The organism is Streptomyces sp. NPDC051636 (assembly GCF_044453765.1).
Classification (GTDB): Bacteria; Actinomycetota; Actinomycetes; order Streptomycetales; family Streptomycetaceae; genus Streptomyces.
On the sequence record NZ_JBITDA010000050.1, the window covers coordinates 1 to 21,430 of the forward strand.

The 21,430-nt window shown below is 67.2% G+C and carries 19 protein-coding genes and 7 pseudogenes; 11 read left to right on the plus strand and 15 right to left on the minus strand.

Annotated elements, in window-relative coordinates:
- Nucleotides 1-868: serine/threonine-protein kinase (locus ACIBBH_RS40615; protein ID WP_399413755.1), on the minus strand; the 868-nt coding region annotated here is incomplete at its 3' end.
- Nucleotides 869-1,793: 925 nt separating this feature from the next.
- Here ACIBBH_RS40615 and ACIBBH_RS40620 point away from each other — a divergent pair.
- A complete protein-coding gene (locus ACIBBH_RS40620; RefSeq protein ID WP_399413757.1) occupies nt 1,794-2,030 on the plus strand; it encodes a hypothetical protein in 237 nt (78 codons plus the stop codon).
- An 820-nt stretch (nt 2,031-2,850) separates the two neighbouring features.
- Here ACIBBH_RS40620 and ACIBBH_RS40625 read toward each other — a convergent pair.
- From ACIBBH_RS40625 to ACIBBH_RS40665, 9 genes and pseudogenes are all read right to left on the minus strand, one after another.
- Nucleotides 2,851-3,192 carry a DUF2637 domain-containing protein gene (locus tag ACIBBH_RS40625; RefSeq protein WP_399413759.1) on the minus strand — a complete coding sequence of 114 codons (342 nt, stop codon included), beginning with the start codon at nt 3,190-3,192 and terminating at the stop codon, nt 2,851-2,853.
- A 220-nt stretch (nt 3,193-3,412) separates the two neighbouring features.
- The gene (locus ACIBBH_RS40630; protein WP_399413793.1) at nt 3,413-4,441 is read right to left on the minus strand and encodes an MFS transporter; all 1,029 of its coding nucleotides are present in this window, start codon (nt 4,439-4,441) and stop codon (nt 3,413-3,415) included.
- Nucleotides 4,442-4,516: 75 nt separating this feature from the next.
- Entirely contained in the window at nt 4,517-4,651 is a 135-nt protein-coding gene (locus ACIBBH_RS40635; RefSeq protein WP_399413761.1) for a hypothetical protein, read from the minus strand.
- Nucleotides 4,648-5,196, minus strand: a complete 549-nt coding sequence (locus tag ACIBBH_RS40640) for a hypothetical protein (RefSeq protein ID WP_399413763.1) — start codon at nt 5,194-5,196, stop codon at nt 4,648-4,650. The genes ACIBBH_RS40635 and ACIBBH_RS40640 overlap by 4 nt, the downstream gene beginning before the upstream one ends.
- Before the next feature lie 272 nt (nt 5,197-5,468).
- Entirely contained in the window at nt 5,469-5,957 is a 489-nt protein-coding gene (locus ACIBBH_RS40645) for a hypothetical protein (RefSeq protein ID WP_399413765.1), read from the minus strand.
- A gap of 205 nt (nt 5,958-6,162) precedes the next feature.
- The gene (locus tag ACIBBH_RS40650) at nt 6,163-6,900 is read right to left on the minus strand and encodes a PQQ-binding-like beta-propeller repeat protein (RefSeq protein ID WP_399413767.1); all 738 of its coding nucleotides are present in this window, start codon (nt 6,898-6,900) and stop codon (nt 6,163-6,165) included.
- Nucleotides 6,901-6,906: 6 nt separating this feature from the next.
- Complete coding sequence (locus ACIBBH_RS40655; RefSeq protein ID WP_399413769.1) at nt 6,907-7,359, minus strand: hypothetical protein; 453 nt, start codon at nt 7,357-7,359, stop codon at nt 6,907-6,909.
- Nucleotides 7,360-7,568: 209 nt separating this feature from the next.
- Nucleotides 7,569-8,761: pseudogene (locus tag ACIBBH_RS40660) on the minus strand (IS3 family transposase).
- A gap of 53 nt (nt 8,762-8,814) precedes the next feature.
- A pseudogene (locus tag ACIBBH_RS40665) lies at nt 8,815-9,195 on the minus strand (transposase); the annotation flags it as partial.
- A 222-nt stretch (nt 9,196-9,417) separates the two neighbouring features.
- On the opposite strand from ACIBBH_RS40665, the pseudogene ACIBBH_RS40670 reads away from it, so the two are divergent.
- Nucleotides 9,418-10,367: pseudogene (locus ACIBBH_RS40670) on the plus strand (transposase); the annotation flags it as partial.
- A 5-nt stretch (nt 10,368-10,372) separates the two neighbouring features.
- Here the strand turns inward: ACIBBH_RS40670 and ACIBBH_RS40675 are convergent.
- Nucleotides 10,373-11,074 carry a hypothetical protein gene (locus tag ACIBBH_RS40675; RefSeq protein WP_399413770.1) on the minus strand — a complete coding sequence of 234 codons (702 nt, stop codon included), beginning with the start codon at nt 11,072-11,074 and terminating at the stop codon, nt 10,373-10,375.
- 84 nt (nt 11,075-11,158) lie between these two features.
- Between ACIBBH_RS40675 and ACIBBH_RS40680 the strand changes: the two are divergent.
- Nucleotides 11,159-11,353 (plus strand): annotated as a pseudogene (locus ACIBBH_RS40680) (helix-turn-helix domain-containing protein); the annotation flags it as partial.
- Nucleotides 11,354-11,842: 489 nt separating this feature from the next.
- Here ACIBBH_RS40680 and ACIBBH_RS40685 read toward each other — a convergent pair.
- Complete coding sequence (locus ACIBBH_RS40685) at nt 11,843-12,139, minus strand: hypothetical protein (RefSeq protein WP_399413772.1); 297 nt, start codon at nt 12,137-12,139, stop codon at nt 11,843-11,845.
- On the opposite strand from ACIBBH_RS40685, the gene ACIBBH_RS40690 reads away from it, so the two are divergent.
- Nucleotides 12,138-12,998, plus strand: a complete 861-nt coding sequence (locus ACIBBH_RS40690) for an SDR family oxidoreductase (RefSeq protein WP_399413774.1) — start codon at nt 12,138-12,140, stop codon at nt 12,996-12,998. The genes ACIBBH_RS40685 and ACIBBH_RS40690 overlap by 2 nt on opposite strands.
- Nucleotides 12,999-13,303: 305 nt before the next feature.
- Here the strand turns inward: ACIBBH_RS40690 and ACIBBH_RS40695 are convergent, their stop codons facing one another.
- Nucleotides 13,304-13,441, minus strand: coding sequence for a hypothetical protein (locus ACIBBH_RS40695; protein WP_399413776.1), 138 nt, complete (start codon nt 13,439-13,441; stop codon nt 13,304-13,306).
- A 378-nt stretch (nt 13,442-13,819) separates the two neighbouring features.
- Here ACIBBH_RS40695 and ACIBBH_RS40700 point away from each other — a divergent pair, with 378 nt between their 5' ends.
- Nucleotides 13,820-14,923 (plus strand): ISAs1 family transposase, encoded by a 1,104-nt coding sequence (locus ACIBBH_RS40700; protein WP_399413778.1) that lies wholly within the window; start codon nt 13,820-13,822, stop codon nt 14,921-14,923.
- A 61-nt stretch (nt 14,924-14,984) separates the two neighbouring features.
- Here the strand turns inward: ACIBBH_RS40700 and ACIBBH_RS40705 are convergent, their stop codons facing one another.
- A complete protein-coding gene (locus tag ACIBBH_RS40705; RefSeq protein ID WP_399413795.1) occupies nt 14,985-15,725 on the minus strand; it encodes an SDR family NAD(P)-dependent oxidoreductase in 741 nt (246 codons plus the stop codon).
- Nucleotides 15,726-15,880: 155 nt separating this feature from the next.
- A pseudogene (locus tag ACIBBH_RS40710) lies at nt 15,881-16,654 on the minus strand (IS256 family transposase); the annotation flags it as partial.
- Nucleotides 16,655-16,936: 282 nt separating this feature from the next.
- Between ACIBBH_RS40710 and ACIBBH_RS40715 the strand changes: the two are divergent.
- The 6 genes and pseudogenes from ACIBBH_RS40715 to ACIBBH_RS40740 all read left to right on the plus strand — a co-directional run.
- The gene (locus tag ACIBBH_RS40715; RefSeq protein ID WP_399413797.1) at nt 16,937-18,025 is read left to right on the plus strand and encodes a sigma-70 family RNA polymerase sigma factor; all 1,089 of its coding nucleotides are present in this window, start codon (nt 16,937-16,939) and stop codon (nt 18,023-18,025) included.
- An 86-nt stretch (nt 18,026-18,111) separates the two neighbouring features.
- Nucleotides 18,112-18,903 (plus strand): hypothetical protein, encoded by a 792-nt coding sequence (locus ACIBBH_RS40720; protein WP_399413780.1) that lies wholly within the window; start codon nt 18,112-18,114, stop codon nt 18,901-18,903.
- Complete coding sequence (locus ACIBBH_RS40725) at nt 18,900-19,352, plus strand: hypothetical protein (protein WP_399413782.1); 453 nt, start codon at nt 18,900-18,902, stop codon at nt 19,350-19,352. Before ACIBBH_RS40720 ends, ACIBBH_RS40725 begins: the two co-directional genes overlap by 4 nt.
- 224 nt (nt 19,353-19,576) lie before the next feature.
- Complete coding sequence (locus ACIBBH_RS40730) at nt 19,577-20,236, plus strand: SMI1/KNR4 family protein (RefSeq protein WP_399413783.1); 660 nt, start codon at nt 19,577-19,579, stop codon at nt 20,234-20,236.
- Nucleotides 20,237-20,797: 561 nt separating this feature from the next.
- Nucleotides 20,798-20,908: pseudogene (locus ACIBBH_RS40735) on the plus strand (GNAT family N-acetyltransferase); the annotation flags it as partial.
- Nucleotides 20,899-21,342, plus strand: a pseudogene (locus ACIBBH_RS40740) (ATP-binding protein); the annotation flags it as partial. The pseudogenes ACIBBH_RS40735 and ACIBBH_RS40740, both read left to right, overlap by 10 nt.
- Nucleotides 21,343-21,430 lie beyond the last annotated feature (88 nt).

Here is a 21,430-nt window from a genome sequence, read left to right on the forward strand (position 1 = left end):
CGCTACGACAAGACCGCGACCATCTACCTCGCCGGACTCCACATCGCCGGCATCTTCCTCTGGTCCGCCCGATGATCCAAACGAAACCGCCTAGGTCCCCGGCACGGGAGGGGGGTGTGGGATCGTCGCTGAGCAGCGCGGTCAGCGTGGCCACGTAAGAGCTGCGGTCAAACGGGCCGTGGCCTTCGACGGCGTAATAGAGCGTGGCGCCGAGGGAGAACAGGTCTGATTCCGGTGTCGGCTCTGCGCCGCGCGCGCGTTCCGGCGCAAGGTAGCCGGGGGTTCCGACGATTCCGGAAACAGTGGTGAGCCGTGGTTCGCCAACGTCTCGTTGGAGCGAGATGCCGTAGTCGCTGAGAAGGATCTTTCCCAGCCGAGCAGAGTCGGATGCTTGAGGCTTGGGGATGGTGAGCAGGATGTTGGAGGGCTTGACGTCCCGATGCAGGATGCCCAACCGGTGACCTGCCATCAGGGCATCGAGCAGGGCCACGCCGAGCCTGGCTGTATCAGTTGGTGACAGGGGTCCGCTCTCGCGGATGACAGCCTCCAGGTCCCGTGCTCCGGGTACGTACTCCATGACGATCCACGGCAGGCCGTCATCGACGACACAGTCATACACCGTCACGACATGGGGGTTTCCGCGTAGCAGAGCGGAGTGTCGCGCCTCGCCACGAGCCCTGGCGATACGGGCATTCAGCTCCTGCTCTGGAATATCCTGCGGTACAGCGATCTCCTTGACCGCGACCTCGCACGCCAACTCCTCGTCATGGGCAAGCCACACACGGCCCATGCCGCCGGCGCCGAGGCGGCGCATTAGCCGGTAGCGCCTGGCGATCAACCGACCAGCGGCATCATTCGTCCCGGACATGCCCACTCTCCAGACCAAGCGACGTAGCGAGCCAATTACGGTCCGCGGCCATCGGGATGGTCTGTATGGCCACCGTCCCTACCGTCGGATGGCTGGACAGGGTGCCATGAGGTCTGCCTGCAGGATCATCGGTGCTCGGATGCCCATCCGATACATCCTCAGGCCCCGCACCGAGGCGCTCAGGCAGGAAGACGGCTTCAATCGCGGATAGACTGGCTACCTCGGGTACTACAGAGTGATCAGTCGCCATGTGGTACGCCTAGCCGACAGCCAACCAGTCTGGGACTCAGCACGCCGCATAGAGCGAGGCGTTCACCCATCTAGCCGCATCTGCTGGGAAAGCCGATTCTCGTTCGGCGTGAACAGCCGACCCGGATCCCGGTCCAGCAAGATCAAGCGGTCCCGCTCGAGCCACGACTCGTAACCCACGTGATCGCCGACCGTCACCGCGTAGTACCAGCCCGCGAAGCTCTTCTCGCCCTTCGTCCAGCGGAACGGTCGTACAGCTTCCGCCTCATCGAAGCTTGTGTTCCAGGCTCTGCCCACCGGCAGCCGAAGAGCTCCCCAGACCTCAGTAGCTGTTGTCTTTCCGATCCTGAGAGGCGCGTGTCGAACGGGAGTCCCGATTGGGTGGTCGCGGGGCCCTGGGCGCATGCGGGTAGGGCCTCCTGAACAGCTCGTTGGTGTCGAATCACCGAGCAGCAGGAGAGCCCTGGTGCCGCAGTCTTCCGTGTCGATGTCTGGCCAGTCCAGCTCGGTCGCCCGGGAGTGTGACTGCCTGGCTCATCGGTTCGGAAACGCTGCTGGTCCCGGCAGCCGCGCTACCCGCCCAAGGCTCGAAACGGTGAGTGAGAAATCTGTTACCTTCTGCGACTGGTATTCCTGGTCCGTAAAGGATCCGGCGCGCGAAGGAAATGGAGGAGTGATGGCCAAGCTCAAGAAGGCCGCGGCCGTAGCAGTCATGGTCGGCGGGATGGTCCTCAGTGGCGGGGTCGCCCATGGCGAGGATCACGCCCAAGCGGTTGGCAACTTCTGTACGGTGATCGGCCCTGACTTCGGCGATGACCGAGGGCAGGACAACCCGCCTGACGTCATTATCGACAACCTGCAGGGCGTGAAGTGCAACCAGGACTTCGAATTCGGTACGCTGCACGACAACTGATTCCGGGTCCTCGTGAAGAGTCGGGTCTCGCGCCTTTGCTGCGAGGCCCGCTCCTCAGCCTTCGTCGACGATGACCGGTACCGACGACCTCGGGACCGATGCCGCTCCCGTTTCGCTACACAAACCTGGAGGCCGCAGTCTGCTGCTCGGTTCAACGCAAAGTTGCAGGTCGCGTAGTTCGCTCGGAGGAAAGCCCACGTTCCGGGCGCTCTCGCGGGAGGTGGTGCACTGGGTGCGGGCCGGGCAGGGGTGACACTGAGCCCTTTCAGCCCGCCCACCAATCGAGTGACACAAGGACCGGCGCTGGGCAGTCCGTCGGCCGCGGCCGCGCTGGCTGGACGCCCGTCAACCGTCACTCTCACGTCACCCCTCCGAGTCGCTGCTGAAAAGGCTCACTGGCCCTTGGTGAACCGAGCCACGATCAGCGGGGCCGCAGTCGGCGAGGAGGTCGGGTAGGGGCCGTGCCAGCCCCGGCTCACCTGGCCCTGGGGGCAGGTGACCTGCCGGCGGTCGTAGTCGATGTGGAAGTCGTCCCGGGCGAAGCCTCGTTCCGGCGGTGTTGCCGGGTGGGGTTGCCCCGGAGTGGCCCGGAGACGGTGACCTGGTGATCACGCGCGGCTTGTTCCAGGTGAACCAGGGAGGTGCAGCCGCTGTCGACCAGATGCTCGGCGGGCAGCAGGCCACGGCGGCGCAGACGGGTATGGATGCCGGGCAGGACCTTGCAGTCGTGCGTGGTAGCCGCGGTGGTGGCCACGTCCGTGATCACGTTGGGGCCGTCGGGGGCACAGGTCTCGGTCAGAGGTCGTTTTCTCCCGTTGTTTTATCCCGTGATGCAGAGTTGGTCCGGTGGCATCAGGCCGTGCCAGGCCATGGCCACGGGGTCCCCGGCCTTGGCCCCGGCCGCATTGAACACGACGGTGGCCAGCACCATCCCGTGCGCCGCGAACCTGAGCAGCGGCCAGCCGATCCGGCGCGCGGTGAGGTACATGTCCAGCGCCATGAAGGCCAGGATGGCGCCGTTGATACCGACCGGCACCCAGTAGGACAGGTCGTGCGAGAAGCCCTCAGCCGCGCGGCGCAGGGTGTCGTACGAGGCCGCGAAGCCCATGCCCGCGACGGGGATCATGCCGAGCAGGGCCACGGCGGCCAGCGCCCGCGACACCCGGCGAGAGGCCTCCGGCCGGAGCCGACCACGACTCCCGGAGGGGCCACCCGGGCGGCCAAAATGGCCCTGGCCCAGGCGACGGCTCCGGGACCAGTGTGGGGGCGGCCCGGTTGGTGAGCCTGGCCGCCCCCGGCGGACTGCCGATCACCGTCCAGGACGTCCTGTCCGGCAGGACGGTCCGCGGGGTCCTCACCAGGTGAGCCGCAGACCGTCCGCCTCAGCCCGACGCGGACGGCACCGCACTGGACTTGACGGTCAGCGCGCGCACCTCGCGGTTAGCGACGGCCACCACCGTTGCCGCGATGACCAGTGCCGCCGCGCCGAGCAGGCTGGGCCTGACGCCGAGGTGCGCGGCGGCGAACCCGGCCCCGATCTCGCCGATGGGCAGCGCCGAGAACGACCCCAGCGCGTCGTAGGAGTACACGCGCGCCAGCCTGTTCTCCGGGATGTTCTCCTGGAGCGCCACGTCCCATGCCACCCCGAACTGCTCCATCGCCACCCCGTTGAAGAACATGGCGAAGGAGAGCACCACGATGTGCGGATCTCCGGCGAGGGCCAGGGGGACCGCGTCGAAGACCGTCACCGCGACGCCCAGGAGCAGCGCCCGGCGGACCCGGGAACGGGCCGCGACGAACCCACCGATCAACGCGCCGAGCGTCTGCGCGGCCAGGACCAGGCCCCACAGGGACCGGCCGAAGGTCGTGTCGGCGACCAGCGGCCCCAAGACCTGGACGCCTCCGGCGACCGCCGCGTTGACCAGCGTGTACTGAAGCACCACGACCCATACCCACGAGCGCGAGATGAACTCCGACCAGCCCTCGCGAAGATCCTGCCAGGCACGGGAGTCCTCCCCGTCCCGGCGGGAACGGGCGGGGAGCGCGAGCCGGAAGAAGCACATTGAGGCGCCCAGGAAGGCGACCGCGTTGCAGGCCAGTGCCCACCCGGCCCCAACCGAGGCGACCACCACACCGCCCATCGAGGCACCGACAACCAGACCGAGATTGGTCGCCATCCGCATCAGCGCGTTGGCCGGGCGCAGCTGCTCGGCCGGCACCGTCTGCGGCGTCAGGGCGGCCGAGGCCGGCAGGGACACCGCGGACACCGCGCCGTTGCCCACGCTCAGCACCACGACCAGGGGGATCGACAAGAGGTGCAGGAGCGCGCAGACGGCGATCGCCCCCTGTACGGCACACGCTGCCAGGGCTGCACCTTGAAGAGCCAAGGCTCGTGACACACGGTCGGCGATGACACCGGAGCAGCAGCACGACGTTGGCGATCGAGCGCGCGCTCACGACGAGGCCCAGGTCGGTCGGGGAGTCGGTCAGGTCGAGCACGGTGAACGCCAGTACGACGGGGCCATGGCGTTCGCGAAGTACATCAGCAGGCGACCTGTGGCCAGACGGCGGAATCCGGCCTGCCGGAGCGGGGCGACGAGCTCGCTTCTGGCCACCGTCATCGAGCGGACACCTCGCCATCCGGGCCGCTCGTGTCGTCCGGGCGGACGACGGTGAAGTACACCCGGCCAACGGCTATGCCCAGATCGTGAACGGCGTACGGCAGCAGGCTGTACAACTGGGGCACGGCGTCCGGTTCGACGTCGACGGTGAACTCGGCCCGCGCCGACTCCCCCGCGGCCACCTCCACCCGCCGCAGCACGGGCCGCACCTGTGCGCGGATCGTGTGAAAGGGCACGATGCCCAGGTTCACCGTTCCCGACCGGCCGGCCACCGCCTCGGCCCGCACGGCGACGCTGCTGCCGGACGAGGCGACGAGAGGCGAGTCCAGATCGACCGGCCCCTCGACGACGCTCCGCTCCCCGAAGTACGTCGAGAAGTCGAACGCCGGGTCGTCGCGATGCCAGGCGAAGCGCTGAGTCAGCGCCAGGCCCAGCGACCTGACCTCCTCGGCGAGCGAGGCCAGCACCGCTGCTCCCTCCGGCGCGGAACCGAGCACCGTGCGGACGATGAGGTCCCGGTGCAGCGTGTCGGAGAGCCGGCGCATCCGGTCCCGCAGGGGGAGTCCGCGCCCAGCAGCCCGCTGTCGAGGTAGCCGATCAGGCGGACGCCTCCCATGTGCCCGCCGCCCTTTGCCGGCATCGACACCACCACGGCCTACCGCGTCAACATCGACGTCCTCCACCGGCGCGAACTGGTGACTGCCCATCGCAATGCCGTACGGGCCCTCGTCGGCGATACCTTCGCCTGCCTGACGTCTCCGGCTGCCGTGCCATCGGCAGCCGGAGACGTCCTGCAGCGACCAATGAGCTCGGCGGGTCAGCGTCTGACCCGGGAGTGCAGCAGCTCCCACGCCTCGGCGGCGCCCTCTCCGTAATCGAATTTGGTGTCAAGGTAGTACAGGTCGTCGGTGTACCACGGCTCCGCCCACAGCAGGCTTCCTCCCGCTTCCACAAGGGCGGTGTCCCCTCCTCCTGTGACCGTCCTTGCGGGGAAGACGAGCAGGAAGTCGCCTGAGGCCGCTTGGTCGGCCACTGCAGAGATCACACAAGCCGCCGTGGCGGGGTCGTTCCAGGGCGCCGACAGGGAGAACTGGTCGAAGACGAGCACATTGCGGGATCCCCATTCCCTCAGCCCCACGGCTTCGTCGGTCAGCATCTGCTCGGCCACCAAGGCGCAGATGCCTCCCCATGCGGAGAGCCGGGAGCGGAGGTCGGCCAGTTGCTTGTCCTCCTCGGGGAACAAGTCCTGCTCGGCGGCTGCCGCCAGGTCGATGGAAGGTATTCCATCGATGATGGAGCACCCCACGTTCCACGTTCCGCCCGGTCCTGCGGGCCATCCCCGTACAGGCCGCGGACAGCTCTGAGGCTGCCTACAGGGCTCCCTTCGGCTTGTATCTGCACCTGCCAGATGTCCAGCACGGAAAGGTCCAGGAGCGGAGCGGTGTGTTCCACGCGCAGCGTCAGGCCGGTGGGGTCGGTGGTGATCGACGTGACCGGGAATGAAGCGGAGATCAGCCCTGGACCGGGACGATCGCCTTGTCGGTGACGGCGTAACGGCCGTCGGTCCAGTACGGTGCCGCGCCAGGTGAGGTCACCTTGTCCTTGCCGGTACGGGCGTCCAGGACCACAGGACCGTTTTCCTCCGTCTGGCCGTAGACCATCCCGTGCCAGGCACCGGTCACCTGGGGCGCCACCCGCCCCGAACTGTCCGGCAGCGCCCACAGCACCTTCCCGGTATGCGCGTCCATACCGAAGGCCTCCGAGTCACCGCTCGCGCAGACCACAACAGACTGCTGGTCGAACTGGCACTGGCCGGGAACGCCGTGGCACGACGGGACCGTGAAGCTCAGCTCTTTGCCGGAGGCGGGCACGACGGCGGTGACGTTACCGAACGGCTTTGCCTTCAGCCCCTGCATCAGGAGCAGTCCGGGCCCGGCGGCCACAGCGGTCCCGGATTCTGTCGCCTTCGACCAAGCCGTAGAGCCGTCCCGTACGCCCCGCGCTTGGAGACTCTCAGGGGACCAGGAGCCCGTCAACCTCAGGCCGATGACCCGACCGGCGGCGACCTCCACTGGTTTGAGGTGCGGGTCCCCCCAGACTGCCTGGCCCGAGGCGAGGTCGATCGTCACGACACCCACCTGGTCTCCGTCTTTCACGCTCACCACGGCGGTCGTGCCGTGGACGCCGATCATGGCTGTCTTGAACGACGAGTGTGCGGAGTCCGCGAATTCCTTGGGCAGCTCCACCACATGCCGTCAAGCCAGCCGTACAGCGTCCGCGTCGGCAGCCACGACTTCAATTGCGCTGTGGGCGGGCGTGGTTCCCTTACCGGGGACGGTGACCCCGAAGCTCTGCGCGACCAGGTTGTGGCCGCTCACCTTGACGACCTGCGGCGCCACTATGTCGACACGAGTGTTGCCAATCCCGTTGTAATACTCAGTCGACTGCCCCTGGGGCTTGAATGTCGCCCGCGTGTTTCCCGTCTCGGGGTCGATGGCCAGAAGCCCCTGCGACGTCGCGGCCCATGCCACGTTCCCCAGCAGTGAGACGTGCGGAGGAGCGATGGCTTTCGTGGTGCTGTCCTGCACGTCCAGCAGTACTGCCTCGGGCAGCGGCGCCCCATTCGACGCGAACTTCGTCGCCGGATCGTATGCCTTGTGCTGCTGCTGGTTCTGGCTGCTGGCGGAATCCTGCGGGTGCGGCCGCATGCCACCTCCGCAAGCTGTGGTTCCCGCGAACAGCGATACGACGACTGCCGCGACCGAGGCCCCCCGTATGAAGCGTATGTTCCGCACGCCGCCACGACTCATCCCCGTTGCCTTCCTCCTGATCATCTCATGCCGATGGAGGACCCTACTGCCAAGGCTTACGAGATTTGTGAGCTGTCCCGAGTTTCGTGGAGTCCGGTGATCTTGTTTCAGGCGGACTGCGCGGTGGCCTCCTGCTGTCGCCACCAGCCGCGTTCGTACTCGGCGGGCGGTACGTAGTCGAGTGCGGAGTGGAGCCGTTCCTCGTTGTACCAAGCGACCCACTGGAAGATCGCTCGTTCGACCTGGTTGAAGTCCCGCCATGGCCCCTGCATCTCGATCAGCTCGGCCTTGAAAGTGCCGTTGAGGGCCTCGGCCATCGCATTGTCGTAGCTGTCCGCGACGGAACCGACCGAGGCCGCGGCGCCGATCTCAGCGAGCCGGTCGGTGTACCGAATGGATACGTATTGCGAGCCGCGGTCGCTGTGATGGATCAGGCCGGAGTCCTTCTTGATCCTCCGTCTCCACAGCGCCATCTCCAGCGCATCCAGCGGAAGTTCGGGCCGCATGTGGTTCGCGACCTGCCAGCCGACGATCGTCCGGGAGAAGACGTTTAGGACGAACGCCACATACACCCAGCCCGTCCAGGTGCGGACATAGGTCACATCGGCCACCCAGAGCTGGTCGGGTCGGCTCGCGGTGAAATCACGGTCGACCAGGTCCGGCGGCCTGGGTGCCGACGGCTCCGGCACGGTGGTTCGGCGCCGCTGGCCGCGGATGACGCCCTCCAGGTCCAGCTCGGCCATCAGCCGCTCGACCGTGCAGCGGGCCACGTGCACACCCTTGCGCCGCAGCGCGCGGGTGATCCGGCGGACGCCATAGGTGCCGCCGGATTCGGCATGGACCTGTTCGATCAGCGGCATGAGCTGCTCGTCACGCAGCCGGCGGGCCGATTTCGGCCGCTTCTTGCGGGCGTAGTACGCCGACTCGGACAGTCCCAGCACCCGGCAGGCGAACCCGACCCCGAGGCCCTTGTCTCTGAGGTGCTCGATCACCTGGTCGGCCTCGTCCGGGGACGGTCGAGTTCCGCCGCAAAAAACGCGCTCGCGGCCTTCAGAATCTCGTTGGCCCACCTCAACTCCGCTTTCTTGCGTCGGAGTTGCCTCAGCTCTTCCCGCTCGGCGGTGGTCAGCCGGTCCTCGCGCTCGCCGGTGTCCGCCTCGGCTTGGCGGACCCAGCCGCGCAGAGCCTCCTTGTGGATGCCCAGGTCCTTCGCGACATGCGCGATCGGACGGCCGGAGGTGCGGACCTCGCGGACGGCCCGCTCGCGGAGCTCGTCGGGGTACTTACGTGGTGCTGGCACTGCTCGTGGTTCTCCTTCGAGCCAGGATCATAAGCCTGGCTTCAGGCACTCCACGAAACCGGGGGCAGCTCAGAGGTCTTCACGCTCTGGGTGTCGATCACGGAAGCGGTGGGTTCGGGCTTGCCTCCTTCCTTCACGCGGGCCAGGCCGGTCAGGTCGTAGTTGAGCTGGGCGAGGATTCCCTCGTCGCGCCAGGCGGCGTAGTAGGCGTAGGCGGTGCCATGGTTGGGGAAGTCGTGCGGGAGGTATTTCCAGGGGATTCCAGTGCGGTTGATGTAGAGGAGTGCGTCGAATACGTCGCGCAGGTCGACCTTGGCCGGCTGCCCGGTTGGTCTGCGGTCGAGCCGGGCCTTTCTCCAGGCTGTCAACGTCGGCTCGATTAAGGCCCATCGGGCGTCGGACAGGTCGCTGGGGTACGGCTTCCGCTGGCTCACGCCGTAGCGTGATCATGGATGCGGCGGACGGTGCTGTTCCGCTACCGCTGGGCGTTTCTGTCTGATCTTCAAACCAGACGGACTTCGTGCACGAGAACCGGAGCAAACGGGCGGCCAAGTTCGCAGCCTGATGGACGCAAGGGTGCAGGTATAGGGCAAACACCTCAAGCCTGACGTCCATGAAAGTTACTTACCGACGTAGACCATCTCTAAATGCCCACTAAGAAGTCCGACCCCGGCGACGCCCTGTTCTTGGCCAACATCCTGCGCACCGACATGCACGCCCACCGGCCCCTGCCCGACGACAGTGACCTCGGCCGCGCGGTCACCGTCCTGGCTCGCGCCCAGCAGGACTCGCTGTGGAACCGGCAGCAGCTCGCCAACCAGCTCCGCTCTCTGCTGCGCGAGTACTACCCGGCCGCCCTGGCCGCCTTCGCCGCCTGGACCAACGGCCTGTGCCGTCCCGAGGCCCGCGAGCTCCTCAAGACGGCGCCGACCCGGGCCAGGGCCGCGCGTCTGACTAGCACCCAGATCCAGGCCGCGCTCAAGCGAGCCGGCCGTCAGCGCGGCATCGAAGCCGAGGTCGAGCGCCTCCGCGATGTCTTCCGTGCGGAGTGGGCTCACCGCCTCCGCTGGTCGAGGACACGCTCGGCAAGCAGATGCTCGCTCTCCTCACCCAGCTGGACGCGGCCTGCACCGCCGCCGACAACCTTGCTGAAGCGGTGGAAGAGGCATTTCCTCAGCACCCGGACGCCGAGATCCTGTTGAGTTTCCCCGGTCTCGGCATCCGGCTCGCAGCCCGCGTCCTGGCCGAGATCGGCGACGACCGCACCCGCTTCACCGACGCCCGCGGCCTGAAGGCATACGCCGGCTCCTCGCCCATCACCCGTGCCTCCGGCAAGAAGTCCGCCATCACACGGCGGTGGGTGAAGAACGACAGGCTCAATCACGTCGGCTACCTCTGGGCCTTCGCCTCCCTACGGGCATCCACCGGGGCCAACGCCCACTATCGGCGCCGCCGCGAACAAGGCGACTGGCACGCGGCCGCCCAGCGCAACCTCTTCAACCGCATGATCGGCCAGCTCTACCACTGCCTGAAGCAGGGCACGGCCTACGACGAGTCGCTCCCCTTCGGGGCCCCTCTCGCCGAGGCCGTTGTCAACGCCGCTTGAGACGGTCAGCGGGGGGTGAGACAGGCTTCGAGGGCGGCTCGCTGTTGCGGGGGCAGGTGGTCGCCGAGAGGGGTCTTGCGCGGGCTGTGATCGCCCTCGCAGAGCCAGCTCTGCTCGTCCTCGTCGAACCACCAGTCCTCGACACCCCACATGGGGTGCCCCTGAAGCAGGTGTCTGGCCAACGCCTCGCTCGCCTCGGGCGCACCCTGAGAGATCAGAGCCTCGACCACCGCCGCCACGGCCTCCTCCGGAACCGCCGCGTCGCCGAGAATAGGCAAGAGAAGGAGGAGACGAGCGTGCGGGTCGGCAACGCCTGCGGCACCCGGTGGTGCCTCCAGCAGGGCGGCGAGCTCGGGCCAGCATAGCCCGGGGCCGATGCGGTCCTGATCGTCGCTGGCCAGCACAAGGTCCTGGTTCCAGTCGGGGTGCGTGAGGAAGTAGTCCGTAGTCGTGAACTCCTCGCCGCTGTTGTAGTGCACGACGATCGTGAAGCCGCCGGTCAGAGGCACCGTGAACACTGGCCACGCTGATGGGTCGTGGAGCTTGTCCAGCATGGCGTCCGCGTCACCCGCGTCCGAGCCGAAGGCCTCCGGCGCGAAGCCCTCGGACAGATCCGCCAAGTGCGCCGGCCAGAAGCCCGGCTCATCCAGGAGCGATTGCCCGTCCACAACGGGCGACGAGGAGTACCAATGCCGTGCCATCACCATGCCGGAATTCTCCCCTGCCTGGTCAGAACTGTTCGAAGAACCCGGCCCTCAAGGCCGACCGACTTGACGGCATAGCAACGTGAGGTGTCTCTTACGGTCGAGGGCCGACGGCGGCTCATCGAGCGCTGCCGCACCCGCCCGATCTCGCACGTCGCCGCCGAGATGAACATCTCGCGGGCATGCGCATCCAAGTGGGTCAACCGATGGCGCCGTCACGGCGACCTCGGCCTGCTCGACCGCCCCTCGACCCCACACCACAGCCCACGCGCGACACCGGCATAGGTGACCGAGAAGATCGAATCCTGGCGGCGGCAGGAGAAGTGGTCCGCACAGCGTACGCTGTGCCCCCGCCACGAGGGACCGGGCGACTGTGCCGCCAGAAGAGCGCGACAAGGTGTGCGACCTGCTGCTCCGTGACCGAGAGAAGCGAGCGACCAACGCAAGCTGACGACGGTTGTCGCCCCTCAACCAGCTAGAAGCCCCTGGGACGCAGAAAGGCCCGTACCCCCCTAAGAGATAGGGGCCTTCGCTGTGTCCCTGGATACCCAAGTGACGGCTGCATCCCAGTCGACATTGGTGATACCGACAGGGGCTGTTGATGCGGCCGGGTGTCGAATAGCGGTAACAGAGACGGCACCGTGCTCGGTGACAGGCGCCCATACCGCGCGCCAGGCATCGTCCCACACGCCCCAGTGAAGGCGGTGAATTCGTCCCCTGCCCGGGATGGGGCGCCTCCACTGGTCACGATCTCCTACAGGACCGTGGTGGTCATGCGCTCGCTCCGGTGCTGGTGTCGGCCGCCTTGAGGACGCACGGGACGTGGAGGTGTTCGACGTCGACCTGGCGGCCGCGGGCGCGCAGTTCGCGGGCAAGGAGTTCGCTGAGACTCCCCGTCCCCACATGCCGGCCGTCCAACGGGGCGAGCGCGCCCGCATCCGTAGGGGGAAGGGCATGCGCTGGGGTGGACGTCCGCCGAACGCCGTAGCCGGAGATCACTACCGGCCTGCCTCGCGTCCGTCCCAGGATGATGCGCTCGTAATGAATGGCGTCTAACTGCTTTCGCATGGAGGATGTGACGATGATTCTGGTTACCGGTGCGAGCGGCAACGTCGGAAGGGCTCTCCTCACTCGTCTTCATGCCGACGGCGTGGCCGCGCGGGCGGCCTACCGTGATCCGCGCATCACTGCTCAGGTGATCGAGTCGGGCGGCCAGGCGGTGACGCTCGATCTGGCCATGCCGGACACGATCGGTCCTGCACTCGACGGCATAATGGCCGTATTCCTTCTCGGCGCGACGGGCCCTGCCCAAACGACCCTCGAACTCAACATGCTGGAAGCCGCCCGTGCGGTGGGTGTTCGGGTGGTCAAGCTGTCGATCTGGCGGGCCGACGAAGGACTCACACCGTTCGCGCGGCTGCATCAGCCTGTCGAACAGTCGCTGGTTACGTCCGGTTTGCCGTGGACGATCCTGCGACCCAACTTCTATCTGCAGAACTTCCTGCGCCAGCCGTCCATCCGTGAGGCTGGGGAGTTCAGCCTCCCACTGATCACCGCCCCCATAAGCTTCGTCGACGTCGACGACATCGCCCGTGTTGCAGCGCGGGTTCTCACCACTGACGGCCACGACGGCCGCGTCTATGACCTCACCGGACCGAAGGCGTTGACCTATGCCGAAGCCGCCGAGGAGTTCTCCGACGTCCTCGGCAAGCCGGTGCGCTACGTGGGCCTGCCGGACGACGAAGCGCGCGTGGCCATGCTGGGTCGCGGGATGCCGGAGTTCCACGTCGATGCCCTGATAGGAGTTGCCCGCGCATACCGGGACGGCGGTGCCGAAACCGTCACTTCGACGGTGGCCGACATCACGGGCCGTGCAGCCGTCGGTTTTGCCGATTTCGTGCGCCAGAACCTCGACTTCTTCGATTGAGCATAGTCCTCATCGGCCTGCCCTCCGGTGTGAGATCACCGAACGCCGGTTCCCTCCTCAAGCACCCCGCCGACTTGGAGCAGGGCATGGCCTTGACCCTCGGGGCGGTGCGCGGACAGAGGCGACGGATCATGCCGAGTCATGTGCGTCACTGGTCTGCAAGAGGCGCTGCTGCCTGTCGGCGGTCAGCCAGTTGCTGCCCGGGCGGCGCTGTGGTCGCACTGGCGTGAGACTGAGCCGTGGCCGCGATGCCGGTGCGACCGTGTCCTCTCACCGTCCGGGGACGCCGTCCCCTTCGGCTGGTCTCAGAAGTCGTCCGCACCGTCGCGCAGTTCAGGCGAACAGTAGCCGGTGAGGGCCTTCGTCGGGTAGGCGATCTGGTTGATGCCGTGGTCGTCGCCGGGTCGGGGATGCGCGCGCTCGATGAACGGACCGACCCGCACGGTGGCGTCCAGGGCTGTGGGTTGCGCAGGGCGGTGAGCATCGCGCGGAACTGGTCGACGACGGCCTGGTCTTCGGGGGAGACGGTGCCGGGGGCGTTACCGCAGCGGCGGAAGGAGGCAGGGCGGCGTCGTTCTCGCGGTGAGGGTGGTCTGACGGTTGCGTCGGATTGTGGGTAACTCACCCTGGAAGCCAGATAGTTCGCCAGGAGCCCCTGGACGTCCCCGCAAGCAGTGCAGGCACGGCCTCCAGCGATCATCGGAGCGTCGAGTTCCCTGATCACCGAGAAGGCCGTGGTTGCTCCCGCATCTTCACTGATCCCCGCGTCTGTGGTCCAGCTCGGCTCTGCCGACGCCGTCACGGAAGCGGACATACCTTGCTTGCTCCGGCACCTCGAGCGGGTTCCCGACCCGAGGATCCGGCGGGGACGTCGTTACCCGCTGGCCTATGTCCTCGCCCTGGCAGCCTGCGCGGTCCTGGCCGGGGCCCGTTCCCTGACCGCGATTGGCGAGTGGGCCGCCGATCTGCCGCGCGGCCGGCTCGCCCGCACGGGAGCGCGCGTCCTCGACCCCGAACCCGGCCTTGCCTGCCGACCGCCGTCCGAGGCCACCTTCCGCCGGGTCCTCCAACGCCTCGACGGCGACGCCTTCGACACCGCCATCAGCTCCTACCTGCGCGAACGCGCCCATGATCAGCCAGAGAAGAAGGAGCTGGTCCAGGTCGCCGTGGACGGCAAGACTCTGCGCGGCGCGGTCCGCCCCGACGGCAGCCAAGTCCGTCTCATCTCCGCGCTGCGGATGGACGGGGTGGTCCTCGCCCAGCGCGAAGTGCCGTCGAAGACCAACGAAATCACCGCGTTCAAGCCCCTCCTCACCCCACTCGACCTGGAAAACCATGTGATCACCTTCGACGCCCTGCTCACCCAGACCGATCTGGCCCGCTTCCTCGTCGAGGACAAGAAGGCGCACTACATCGCCGTGCTGAAGGCGAACCACCCCCGCCTGCACCAACTCGTCAAGGAACTGCCCTGGCGGGACGTCCCGCTCGGCCACCGCAGCCGGGACACCTCCCGGGGCCGTAACGAGATCCGCCGGCTGAAGACCGCAGCGATGACCCGGCTGCCTTTCTCGCACGCGGCGCAGGCCCTCCAGATCGTCCGCCACACCGTCCGGAACGGGAAGACCACAATCGACCGCGCCTATGCCCTCACCAGCCTGGACACCCTCCATGAACAGGCCGGACAACTCGCGGAATACGTGAGACGGCACTGGTGGATCGAGAGCAAGGAACACCATGTCCGCGACGTGACGTTCGAAGAGGACGCCTCCCGCGTCCGCACCGGCACGGCACCCCGCGCCATGGCTGGCCTGCGTAACCTCGCCCTCGGCACCCTCCGTCTCGACGGCTGGACCAACATCGCCCAAGGCCTCCGCCATCACAGCCGCCGCCCCGACCGGCCGCTCGAAGCCCTGGGCATCTCCTGACACTGAGGCCGGGAACGAACAGACCGTCTAGCACCGATCTGCTCGTCCCGACCTCTCCTCGTCAGGCGGTGAAGCCGCCGTCCACGTGGATCGAGGCTCCGGTGATGTACCTGCCGTCCCCACTTGCGAGGTGGGCGACGGTGGCCGCGATCTCGGCCGCTTCCGCATAACGGCCCACAGCGGTCAAGCCGGCGATCGTCTCGGCGTTCGGGCCATCCGCCGGGTTGGCGTCTGTGTCGGTGGGGCCGGGGTGGACCACATTGACCGTGATGCCGCGAGGGCCGAGTTCTCGGGCCAGGCCCTTGGCCATGCCGACGAGGGCCGTCTTGCTCATCGAGTACAGCGCCAGGCCCGGGAAGGCCGCGCGTTCGGCGACATTGCTGCCGATGCTGATGATGCGGCCGCCATCGCCCATGTGACGCGCCGCCGCCTGTGACGCCACGAACGGTGCCCGGACATTCACGGCCAGGGTGCGGTCGATCTGCGCCGGCCCCAGATCGTCGAGCGGGCCGACGAGAAAGACGCCAGCGTTGTTGACCAGGATGTCCAGTCTGCCGAATGTCGCGGCGGCCTCGTCCACCGCGGCGGTCACTGCCTGCGGGACCGCGCTGTCGGCCTGGATAGCCAGACCTCGACGCCCCCGGGCCTTGACCTGCTCCACGACCTCGGCGGCGCGCTCCGAGCTGTTCTCATAGGTGACGACGATGTCGGCGCCTTCCTCCGCCAGCCGGAGCGCCGCGGCGGCGCCGATGCCCCGGCTTCCGCCCGTGATCAAGGCGACGTTTCCTTCGAGTCGTTTCATGCCGTCGAGCATCGCGGGCCCCACTAACGGAAGCTGGCGGGAATCCGACCTGGCGTTCGGCGACATCGACAACATCGCCTGACACAGGCCCGTCAGCCAGGTAGGACCGGCATCACGCCGCACCCGGACCGATCACGAGAACGACGGGACCCTGGGCCCTGGAGCCCGTCGCAGACGACCATGCACACGTCCTCGACGCCGCGGTTGTTGATCTCGGTCAGCACCTGTAGCCAGTACGTGGCGCCTTCGCCGCCGTCGCCGGCCCACAGGCCGAGAATGTCGCGCGTGCCGTCCACCGTGACCGCGAGTGCGACGTAGAGGGGCCGGTTCGCCACCTGCCCGTCTCGCACCTTGACGTGCACGCAGCCGATGAAGATCACCGGATGGACCGGGTCCAGCGGCCGGTTCTGCCAGTCGGCCATCCCGTCCATGACCTTGTCGGTGATGGCCGAGATGGTCTGCTCGGACACGCTCGCGCCATGGACCTCGGCCAGGTGGGCGGAGATGTCACCATGCGTCAGACCACGTGCGGACAGCGACAGGACCATCTCGACGACCCCGGTCAGGCCGCTTCTGCCGCTTCTTGACGATCTGCGGCTCGAAGCTGCCGTCGCGGTCACGCGGCACCGTGATTTCCACCGGACCCACGTCGGTCAGAACAGTCCTGGACCGGGCCCCGTTGCGGCTGTTGCCACTGCCAGCACCGGCCGGGTCGTGCTTCTCGTAGCCGAGGTGGTCGGTGATCTCACCTTCCGGGGTGGACTCCAGCACGCGCTTGGTCAGCTGCTGCAGCAGCCCGCCGTCGCCGGTCAGCTGCAGGCCGCTCGCGCGGGCCCGGTCGACCAACTGCCCGATCAACTGGTCATCCAGCAGGTCCGTCGGAACTCGGCCGGCCGGACCTCTTCAACCGCCTCAGCAGAGACAGTCACGTCGCTCATCAGGTGCTGCTTCCATGATCGGGAGTTACACCGAAGACCGTACGGACCCGCCCGTCGTGCGAGACGTCGCGCAGCAGGTCACGAAGGGCACGAGGGAGGGGAGAGCCAGCACGCACGCTCAAGTTCATGCGCCGGAGGTGGCGTTGAAGATGTACGGCTGCACGTCCGTCCCGGACGGCACCGCCGCGTAACCGCACCACATCACAGCAGCGTGCGCTCGAAGGCGTGCCTCTTCAGGGCGGGCGGCCGTGTCTGTTCGGCCTCTGGGATGTGATGATCTTGACCGTTAGTCTTTTCGCGCAGCTGTTCACTCCGAATGGAGAGCGTGTGACGGTGGTTGAGGACGCGGGGCGTTGGAATGTGGTATGGAAGCATCGCCATGCCTTGATGCGCGTGGCGCTTCGGCGTACCGCCACTGTGGAAGACGCTGAAGACGTTGTCCAGGAAGCGATGACGAGAGCAATCGAGTCTTGTCAGGCTGACAACGAGGGAATTGCTCCCTGGCTGATGCGCGTCACGGTCCGTCTGTGTGTGGACACGCATCGGGAGCGTGGTCGGGAGCAGCGCCGGTGGGTTCGCCTGCCTGCCCCCGCCGAGGCGGTGCCGTTCGACGAGCGGATCTGTGATCAGGCAGAGGCTGTGTGGTCTGCGGGGAAGCTCTCTCGTTTGCCGGGGCGGCAGGCCAGAGCTTTGCAACTGCGGGCGGAGGGACTCTCCGTGGCTGAGGTGGCCGAGCGACTGGGCGTCAGCTATCGAACGGCTGAATCGCTGCTAGCCCGGGCAAGGAGCGCGTTGAGGGCAGCGCTGGCTTCCTCGCTCGGATTGGCCGTGTTCCTGCGGAGATGGGCTGCAGAAGTGATCCGGCTCCACCCCGCCTACCCCGGGCTGGTTGCCGCAGCCGCTTTGACGGTGGCAGCGGTCGTCATCCCTGCCCAGGGGACCGCTGCCCCTCCGCCATCCAACGCTGACCAGCATCACATGTCACGTCCCGATGTGCAGCGCGTGAGGCTGCCCAGGGTGGTGCGTACCGTACCGTCTCCCTCCCCGACTGGGCTCATGTCTGCTGGATCAGCGAACGCAGCGTCGCCCCGAGCCATGCCGGCCCCTGGGCGAGACAGCCCCGCCAGTGGTGAGTCGGCCCCCGGTCCGAGGGACAGTGACACGACGGAGGCGGCGCCACGGATCGCTCCGCCGCTGCCCACGACAGGGGTGGAGATTCCGCCCGCCCCTTCTTTGAAGATGACCGGCAACGTGCCTGCTGCGCCAGCGTCCTGGCCCGTTGGACGTTTCTGTCTGCCGGACGCGGACACGCTGGAGCCTGGCGCGGCACCTGGAGTGATGGGGTGCCTGGAAAAAAGTTGAGCTGGTACCGGCGGATGCGCCCTGCGGCTGCGTGAACGAGAGGACACGACGCACGTCTTGTCTTCCATCACTTCCGGCAGGAGACCATGCGCAGACGAGCGCTGTTCCTCATCACCGCGGCAGCCCTGTTGCTGGCGACCGCATCCCCCGCAGTCGCGGCGGAGCCTTCAGCCACCTCCGGCAAGGAGACGGCAACCATCACCCGCTACAACGGGCCACCACAGGACGGTGGTAAGCCCGTCAGTACCGCCACGCTGACCGAGCCCACCCGGACAGGTCCCGAGGCGCTGGCCGTGGACAGCAAGTCCGCAGACGTGGCGACTCTTCCCGCCGGGCAGAGTGTCTACAGCGACGGGACGGACAACGGCCCTTCCCGGGCGACCGTGGACGCCCTCACCTCTGGGCCGCGGCCGACGGCCTCAGCCACATACGGGGCCAGTATCAGTGCTGTGGACTGCCAGGACGACTCGCGGGCGTACGGGAGCTCCGGGCACGTCATTGACCACTTCGACTACTGTGCAGCGAGCTACTTCCTCGCCACCTTTCAGGTGTGCACCACCTACTGGTGGGGCACTTCGTGCGAGACCACCGGGACCGCGCAGTGGCGGCAGGTCGTCGTCGGCCGGGGCTACAACAACTCCGACAAGGTCACCCGCTACGCCGATTTCGTTGACCTGCTCGATGAGTGGAAGCTCACCGGCGATGCAGGGACGCATTCCATGACCATCACCATGAGCTGCCTGATGCAGGTGGGCTCCAGCTGCGTCGCCGACTCCCTCAACGGGCTCACACAGACCATCGACCAATGGGCTACGCCGCCGTCGACAACCTACTTCCGATTCGACTCCCAGCTGCGGGCAGTTTCGGCAACGAGGTGATCGGCCAGTACGACTTCCAGACGACGGTCAGCCTCACCGGCGGCACCTCGGCCTCCTTCGGATCCAACACCTTCCGCTGCGACTCGGCCCCGTACATCGTGGGCACACAGGCCGGATCCGGCTGCGTCTTTCCGGACGTGACCTCGACCTTCTCGCTCAGCGTGAACTCCAACGCCACTCAAGAGGCCCTGCACGTCTACCAGGCCCAGTACTACCCCGAAACGACCACGCCGACCGATCCCAACAAGCAGATCCCCGGCTCAGTCGACTCCGGCATACCGCTCAGCCGAACCGTCGATGAGGCACTGCAACAGAAGAACACCGACGCGGCGGTAGCCACTTGCTACAAGTACTACGGCCCCAACTACAGCGCCGGCAGCACACTCGACTGCGACGAGTACCCCTTCAAATCCACTCACCAAGGAGCCTTCAACGCCGGCACGAACTAGTCCGCCCGGCCCATCTCTTACAGCGACAACCGCTCCGGCGGCGCCCAGCTCGGAGCCTTCTACTCCTTCAACCGCATGCTGGACGGTGTTGCACCGGACTACTTCTTCGTACAGATCACAGGCTGACGCCTGACCAGGCTGTGGGGCGCCATCGCGCGCCCCACAGCCCCGGTCAAGAACACCCCCGCGGCCACGAGGGCCGGAACAGGACCGAAAGAGCAGTCATGACCACAACATCTTCTGTCCATGAGGCATGGGACAGAATCCTCGCCTGGCTGGAGGTAAACGCCCCCGCCACAGCACTGTGCATCAACCCTCCGGCCACCGCGGAGGAAATCGCCGCCGCAGAACAGGCGGTCGGAAAACAGCTTCCGCCGGATCTGGTGGCCTGGTGGCGCCGAGCCAACGGCATGCGAAGCCGCCCGGACAGCGGCAAGCTCCTGCCACCTTCCTATCTGCCCTACACCATCGAAGAGATGCTGGGCAGCCGCCGACTGTGGCTGCAGATCGCGGCCGAAACCGGCGATCCGCGCAACACCGAGGAGGACCTGCGCAGGCCCGCCGGTTCAGCGACTCTGGGGTTCTTGCCCGCCTTCCTCCCCATCGCCAGAAATGGCAGCGGCGCTGACCTGTTCGTCGATCTCCGGTCCGGACCACGGCGAGGATGCGTCACTGAATACGACCATGAGCAGGGCGCCCTTTCCGGACTTTGCTGGCCGAACACCGCCGCCATGCTTGCGGATGTGGCTAACGGCCTGGAGCACCGCACCATGACCATGCACGACCACATCGCCGAAGCGCGTGTACACGGTTTCAAAGCCACCGGATACCTGCCCCGCGTCACGGAAGATCTCGCCCTCCACTGGGAACCCGAAAACCGGTAGCTCGCTCAACTACTGGGGTTTGTGGTGACCCCCGGAGTATGGACCGGGGGTTCATGCTGCGAGTGAAAGTCTCGCTTCCTTGTGGTGTTGCTGTTCGAACTCCAGCGATGAGAGGTAGGACAGCCCGCTGTGACCGGCGTGGTGCGCGCCAACTCCGCACGGGCGGCGAGCTGCGTCTGGTTCAGCCGGGCCTGCGCCAGCCCGTCGGTCAGTCTCCTGCGCAGTTCGGTGAGTGCCGGATTGTGGCCGTTTTACTCGTCCTGCACGTGCTCGCCCCCGGAGCTGATGTGTTCGCCGCTGTCCATCTTCGTCCGGGCGTACCACGGCGCACGCCGTTTCCGCGACCTTCGACCACGTCAACACCCCACCGTGTACAGGGAGTCCGTCGTGGCCGTCGTCCTGCTGACCACCGCACTCGTCGTCGCGTTGCTCGCCGCGCTCGGCGCGGGCAGGCTCGCCCGCATGGACGGCGCCACCTACGCCGCCCTCACTCGCGCTGCCGCCACCTTCGCCGCGGTCATCACCCTCGCCGCCACCGTTACAGCAGCCCTCGCCGCCCTGGAGGGCATCCCCGTCTCGATGGCGGCCTCGACCCCGGTCGTCGGCGGCATGGTCCGGGTGGATCCCGTCTACGCCCCGGCCCACCTCCGCGGCCGCGGCTACGCCGGATCCGCGCGGCCGGCTTCCCACGCCCGAAGTGGCTCTCGGACTTCGACTACACGGCCAACCGGAACGTCACCCCGGCCCTGATCAACAACCTCGCCACCTGGGAATGGGTCAAGAAGGGCGAGCCGCTCTGCTTGATCGGTGACTCCGGCACCGGCAAGTCCCATCTGCTGATCGGCCTCGGTTCTGCCGCAGCGATGGCCGGCTTCCGGGTCCGCTACGCGCTCGCCGCAAAGCTCGTCAACGAACTCGTCGAAGCCGCCGACGAGAAACAGCTGACCAAGACCATCGCCCGCTACGGGCGCGTCGACCTGCTCTGCATCGACGAACTGGGCTACCTCGAACTCGACCGCCGCGGAGCCGAGATGCTGTTCCAGGTTTTGACCGAGCGGGAGGAAAAGAACAGCGTCGCGATCGCCTCGAACGAATCGTTCGGAGGTGAAGTAGGCCGCCGACGAGGTGCCCCTGGCTGGGGTCCTGTTCCGACGGCCCCTTCCCGAACGGTACGGGCGCCTTTCAACGCATACC

Excerpts from the sequence above, each read along its gene's own strand:
- ACIBBH_RS40620 (WP_399413757.1), top strand. The coding sequence starts at position 1,794 with ATGGCCAAGCTCAAGAAGGCCGCGGCCGTAGCAGTCATGGTCGGCGGG.
- ACIBBH_RS40635 (WP_399413761.1), bottom strand. The coding sequence starts at position 4,651 with ATGACGGTGGCCAGAAGCGAGCTCGTCGCCCCGCTCCGGCAGGCCGGA.
- ACIBBH_RS40640 (WP_399413763.1), bottom strand. The coding sequence starts at position 5,196 with ATGCGCCGGCTCTCCGACACGCTGCACCGGGACCTCATCGTCCGCACG.
- ACIBBH_RS40655 (WP_399413769.1), bottom strand. The coding sequence starts at position 7,359 with ATGCGGCCGCACCCGCAGGATTCCGCCAGCAGCCAGAACCAGCAGCAG.
- ACIBBH_RS40675 (WP_399413770.1), bottom strand. The coding sequence starts at position 11,074 with ATGGTGATGGCACGGCATTGGTACTCCTCGTCGCCCGTTGTGGACGGG.
- ACIBBH_RS40690 (WP_399413774.1), top strand. The coding sequence starts at position 12,138 with ATGGAGGATGTGACGATGATTCTGGTTACCGGTGCGAGCGGCAACGTC.
- ACIBBH_RS40685 (WP_399413772.1), bottom strand. The coding sequence starts at position 12,139 with ATGCGAAAGCAGTTAGACGCCATTCATTACGAGCGCATCATCCTGGGA.
- ACIBBH_RS40705 (WP_399413795.1), bottom strand. The coding sequence starts at position 15,725 with ATGAAACGACTCGAAGGAAACGTCGCCTTGATCACGGGCGGAAGCCGG.
- ACIBBH_RS40715 (WP_399413797.1), top strand. The coding sequence starts at position 16,937 with ATGATCTTGACCGTTAGTCTTTTCGCGCAGCTGTTCACTCCGAATGGA.
- ACIBBH_RS40720 (WP_399413780.1), top strand. The coding sequence starts at position 18,112 with ATGCGCAGACGAGCGCTGTTCCTCATCACCGCGGCAGCCCTGTTGCTG.
- ACIBBH_RS40730 (WP_399413783.1), top strand. The coding sequence starts at position 19,577 with ATGACCACAACATCTTCTGTCCATGAGGCATGGGACAGAATCCTCGCC.